Here is a 4,742-nt window from a genome sequence, read left to right as displayed (position 1 = left end):
AGCCCCCGAGCCGCCCCAGGCTTTCCTGCTCCGGTGCAGTACAAAACCCCCAGCGGCTACCAGGACCGCGAGACCCGGCTTCCCTTGCGGGGCCTGCGGCGGGCTATCGCCAGCCAGATGGTGGCCTCGCATCTCTACACGGTGCGGACTCTGACGGTGGACGAGATTGACATGACCGAGCTGGTTGCCCTGCGCAGTCGGCTCAAGGCCGATGCCGAAGCCCAGGGGGTGAAGCTCTCATACCTGCCCTTCATTTTCAAAGCCATTGCCATCGCACTAAAGAAATTCCCCTCCCTCAACAGCTCACTCGACGAGGCCCGGCAAGAAATCGTGCTCAAAAACTATTTCAACCTTGGCATGGCGGTAGCCGCCGAGAACGGCCTGATTGTGCCGGTGCTGCGGGACGTGGATCGCAAGAGCGTGTTGAACCTGGCCCGCGAAATCGCCGAGCTGGCCGATAAGGCCCGCAGTGGCAAACTGAGCCTCGAGGAGATGGCTGGTTCATCCTTTAGTGTGACCAACATCGGGAGCATTGGGGCCTTGTTCAGCTTCCCCATCATCAACGTGCCGGATGCCGCCATTCTGGGGATTCACTCGATCCAGAAGCGCCCCGTGGTGAACGAAAACGACCAGATTGTGGTGCGCCAGATGATGTACTTCTCACTTTCTTTCGACCACCGGCTGGTGGACGGGGCCGAAGCCGCACGGTTTTGTAAGGAAGTAATCCGGCTGCTGGAAAAACCCGAGCGGCTGTTCCTGGAAGTCTGGTAGTTTTTCGGCTGGCAAATTTTGTTTTTCGCAAATGCACTCACTAGAATGGGATCGTTATGTCAACCCTCTACGATGTGATCGTGATCGGAACCGGTCCTGGCGGCTACCATGCGGCCATCCGGGCGGCTCAACTGGGCAAGAAAGTGCTGGCCGTCGAGGCCGAGTATGTGGGCGGGGTCTGCTTGAATGTGGGCTGTATTCCTACCAAGGCCCTGCTCCATGCCGCCGAGGAGCTGGAAGGCATCAAGCATGGCAGCGCCTTTGGGCTGGAAGTGAAGGAGGCCAGAGTAGATCTGAAAAAACTGGGAGGCTGGCGCGATGGCATCGTCAGGAAGCTCACCGGGGGGGTCTCGCAGCTCTTCAAGGGCAACAAGGTTGAGCTGAAGACCGGTTTCGCCAAGTTTGTGGACAAAAACACCATCGAGGTAGGGGGTGAGCGCATCCAGGGCACAACCTTCATCGTCGCTACAGGCTCCGAACCCAACTCCCTGCCGGGCTTCGAGGTGGACCAGAAGGAGATCATTGACTCTACGGGGGCGCTGCGGGTAGAGGACAAGTTCCCCAAACGGATGCTCTGTATCGGGGGGGGTGCGATTGGCCTCGAGTTCGCCCAGGTCTACAAGCGCATGGGGGCCGAGGTCACCGTAATCGAGTTCCTGAGCCAGATTCTGCCCGCTGCCGACCCCGAGACCGCCAACCTGCTGGCCAAAATTCTGGGCAGGCAGGGCATTACCATTCGCACCAACACCAGGGGCGTGAAGGTGGACAAGAAAAGAGACGGCCTGCACGTTACGCTCGAAGACGTAAAGACCCACAAGCAAGAAGCCCTGGTGGTAGACAAAATTCTGATAGCCACCGGGCGACGGCCCAGAGGCCAGGGGCTGGGCCTCGAGGCCATTGGCGTGAAGGTGGATGAGCGCGGCTACGTGCCCGCCAACGAAAAGATGGAGACGGGCGTACCCGGCATCTACGCCATCGGGGATGTGACCCGCCCACCCCTGCTAGCCCACAAGGCCATGAAAGAAGGTTTGATTGCAGCCGAGAATGCGGCGGGCGGCAACGCGGTGATGGACTATCAAATACCCAACGTGGTCTACACCAGCCCGGAGTGGGCCGCAGTGGGGATGACCGAGGAAGAAGCCAGCAAGGCCGGCTACAAGGTTAAGGTGGGTAAGTTTCCGCTCTCGGCCTCGGGCCGGGCCATGACCCTGGATGCTACCGACGGCCTGATCAAGCTCATCGGCGATGCCGAGACCGACCTGCTGCTGGGGGCGCACATCGTGGGGCCCAGCGCCTCCGACCTGATTGGCGAAGCAACCCTGGCCCTCGAGATGGGGGCGACTGTCTCCGATCTGGGTTTGACTATCCACGCCCACCCCACCCTTTCCGAGGGCATCATGGAGGCTGCCGAACACCTGCACAAGCAGGCTATCCACATTGCCAACCGCTGAGTGCCAGGCCACCTGTCGCGGTTCTCAAAAGGGTCGAAGTCGAGGAAAACCAGCCCACAAGACCTCGAGCGGAAGTGCCGGTATGCCCTGAAGAGCTACCGTGCCCAGCGTAGCTATCGGCGATGGGCCCTCTGCGACTTCTGCAAAAGTCTTACGCCCACCGCTGGTTTTCTGGTATAACCTCTTTGCATGCGTATTCGGGCAACCCTCAACGCTCTGGCCCTTCGGCTCGACGGCAACGAAACCCCCGAGATGCTCCGCAAGGCCCTGGCCGAGTTGCCAGATCTGCCCCTGGAGGTGGAAGTCTCTGGGGTGGTGAACCAGGGGGTGTTGGAAGCTTTGCTCGAGCTAGGCCGGGAACGGGGCTTGCAGTTCAGATCCCAGCGGGGCGAAAAATACATCCCCTACACCGAAGTAATTGACCAGACCCTCCGGTCGGGAGCCAGGGTGGAGTCACCGGGCACGGTGGTAATTCTGGGAGACGTGAACGCTGGGGCTGAGGTCATTGCTGCCGGAGACATTATTGTGGTGGGAAAGTTGCGCGGGCTGGCCCATGCTGGGGCCACCGGACAGGAAGGGGCCGCTATCTGGGCCATGAGCCTGGAAGCCAAGCAGATCCGCATCGCCCATCATGTGGCCCAGGCGCCCGATGGCGAACCAGGCACCCGTGGCCCCGAGCGGGCCAGGGTATCCGAGGGTCGAATCGTACTGGAGGCCTGGGGAAAGAAAGCTGCAGGATAATCTCCACCGCGTGATACCGGCCTCACAAAGACGCATGTCCTTACCCGCTGTGGTTCTGTGAAGCCCAGTGTATTCCCCGATGCTCCCGAGCATACCTCCACAGGGGGTGCGCAGTGCAATCATGTGCCTAACCGGTTGCAATAACACGTGCACGAGGACAGGGTTCTCAGGGTGATTTTCAGGTGATTTGCAATTGAATACCGCCCCTCGGATCCCTCCAGGTTCCGTGAATGGTGCGTTCACTGCGACCATCGCCCTGGAACGCAGTGTCAAAACCTAATACCACCCGCCGATTCACCGTGGGTGCGCAGAATCAGATCTATAACCCAGCCTGTCACGGCCACGTAGAGCCAGACCGGAACGGTCCAGCGGGCCCACCTTCGGTGTATATCAAAGCGACTCTTGAAGGCATTGTAGAGCAGCCATAATACCAGCGGCCCATTGGCAGCAGCCAGAACGATGTGGCTGACCAGCAGAGCAAAATAGGCCACCCGCCACTCCTCTGGGCCAGCGTAACTGGTGGTTCCATACAGGCCCCACTTAAGCAGATAAAACACCAGGAACAGCCCAGCCAGTGCCGAGGCCACCAGCATGGCTCGAGGGTGCCAGACCCGATCCCCCCGCTTGATGAAAACAACCCCGATAATGACCGCAACGCCCGACAGGGCAATTAGAATAGCGGCGATATCACCCAACATCTGACCCATGGTTCTTGTTTCCTCCCTGGTCGCCCACAGGTGTTCCCTGTAGCCATTTCAAAATAGCCTATTCCAGCAAAGGACATTTATCCCTGAACGTTATTTGTGAACTCCTCGCTGAGTTTTTCCGCCAGGCGGCGCACCCGCTCCTCCCTCGAGCTGCGGGCATAGCTATATCCCAGCATGTAGGCCCGCTCGGCTTCGATGCGCTTCCCCAATTGACGCTGCATCTGGGCCAGGCGCAAATAGGCCAGGGCCATCATACCGTCGCGTTCTCTGGAGGGTCGAACCGCTTCCAGCAAACCCACCGACTCCTTCAACGAACCCACCGCCCGCTCTGGTGAAAGTTCGCGGGCATCCCGAATAAGAATAGCAGCCTGGTCGAGCAAGCGTTGCACAGCTAGCAGTATATGGGGCAGCCAACGTCGAGGGTAGAGTCCAAGGTCTATGGTCTATGGTCTATGGTCTATTGACTATCGGCTATTAGCTATCGGCTATTAGCTATCGACTATTGACTATCGGCTATTGACCATTGACACTAACCCCATGACGCCTTACGAAGCTTTCCAGCTCCTCGAGCTGCGCGTCGGACGCATTCAGAAAGCCGAGCCCCACCAGAAGACCCGCAAGCCCTCCTACAAGCTATGGGTAGACCTGGGCGAGTTTGGGACAAAACAAAGCAGCGCCCAGCTCACCGATCTCTATACCCCCGAAACCCTGGTGGGGCGCATGGTAATTTGTGCGACCAACCTCGGCGAGCGCAACATCGTGGGCTTCCAGTCCGAAGTGCTGGTGCTGGGCCTACCCGATGCACAGGGGCGGGTGGTGCTGCTGGCAGTGGAGCGAGAAGTACCGCTGGGAGGAAGGGTTTACTGAAACAAACCCCGTCGGTAACGAACGACGGCTCGAGCCATGGCCATCAGTTGCAGTATTCCAGCGGCTACAAAGCCATCGGGGTTGGGCTGGTGCAGGCGAACCAGCAATTCACCCCACAGGGCCGGGGGTTCGGCGGGCGGTAGCTTCACGTCGCCCGGCCAGCGTTCCAGCCAGGGGTGTGGGGTCTGGGGCTCGAGGAAAACAT

7 protein-coding genes are annotated in these 4,742 nt (G+C 59.6%); 4 read left to right on the top strand and 3 right to left on the bottom strand.

From position 1 onward, the window contains the following. From Q0288_RS10420 to Q0288_RS10410, 3 genes are all read left to right on the top strand, one after another. Window positions 1-771, top strand: a 771-nt coding sequence (locus tag Q0288_RS10420; RefSeq protein ID WP_299430125.1) for a dihydrolipoamide acetyltransferase family protein, incomplete at its 5' end; no start/stop codon positions are given. Window positions 772-827: 56 nt separating this feature from the next. Beyond that, entirely contained in the window at window positions 828-2,222 is a 1,395-nt protein-coding gene (lpdA, locus tag Q0288_RS10415) for a dihydrolipoyl dehydrogenase (RefSeq protein WP_299430123.1), read from the top strand. 189 nt (window positions 2,223-2,411) lie between these two features. Further along, on the top strand, window positions 2,412-2,963 hold the full coding sequence (locus Q0288_RS10410; RefSeq protein WP_299430121.1) for a septum site-determining protein MinC: 552 nt from the start codon (window positions 2,412-2,414) through the stop codon (window positions 2,961-2,963). Between the two features lie 269 nt (window positions 2,964-3,232). Here the strand turns inward: Q0288_RS10410 and Q0288_RS10405 are convergent, their stop codons facing one another. Further along, window positions 3,233-3,670: a DUF420 domain-containing protein gene (locus tag Q0288_RS10405; RefSeq protein WP_299430119.1), complete on the bottom strand. Its 438-nt coding sequence runs from the start codon at window positions 3,668-3,670 to the stop codon at window positions 3,233-3,235. Window positions 3,671-3,747: 77 nt separating this feature from the next. Next, entirely contained in the window at window positions 3,748-4,059 is a 312-nt protein-coding gene (locus Q0288_RS10400) for a hypothetical protein (RefSeq protein WP_299430117.1), read from the bottom strand. Window positions 4,060-4,207: 148 nt separating this feature from the next. Between Q0288_RS10400 and Q0288_RS10395 the strand changes: the two genes are divergently transcribed. Next, window positions 4,208-4,537: a tRNA-binding protein gene (locus Q0288_RS10395; protein ID WP_299430115.1), complete on the top strand. Its 330-nt coding sequence runs from the start codon at window positions 4,208-4,210 to the stop codon at window positions 4,535-4,537. Here the strand turns inward: Q0288_RS10395 and Q0288_RS10390 are convergent. Beyond that, window positions 4,531-4,742: hypothetical protein (locus Q0288_RS10390; protein ID WP_299430113.1), on the bottom strand; the 212-nt coding region annotated here is incomplete at its 5' end. The two genes, Q0288_RS10395 and Q0288_RS10390, sit on opposite strands and share 7 nt — an antisense overlap.

The organism is uncultured Meiothermus sp. (genome assembly GCF_937863175.1).
In the GTDB taxonomy this organism is placed as follows: domain Bacteria; phylum Deinococcota; class Deinococci; order Deinococcales; family Thermaceae; genus Meiothermus.
Note: the sequence above shows the minus strand (reverse complement) of the source record. Positions and strands in the feature narration are given on the sequence as shown.

Bases quoted from the DNA above. Each gene is read 5' to 3' on its own strand.
- lpdA (WP_299430123.1), top strand. From the start codon at position 828: ATGTCAACCCTCTACGATGTGATCGTGATCGGAACCGGTCCTGGCGGC.
- Q0288_RS10410 (WP_299430121.1), top strand. From the start codon at position 2,412: ATGCGTATTCGGGCAACCCTCAACGCTCTGGCCCTTCGGCTCGACGGC.
- Q0288_RS10405 (WP_299430119.1), bottom strand. From the start codon at position 3,670: ATGGGTCAGATGTTGGGTGATATCGCCGCTATTCTAATTGCCCTGTCG.
- Q0288_RS10395 (WP_299430115.1), top strand. From the start codon at position 4,208: ATGACGCCTTACGAAGCTTTCCAGCTCCTCGAGCTGCGCGTCGGACGC.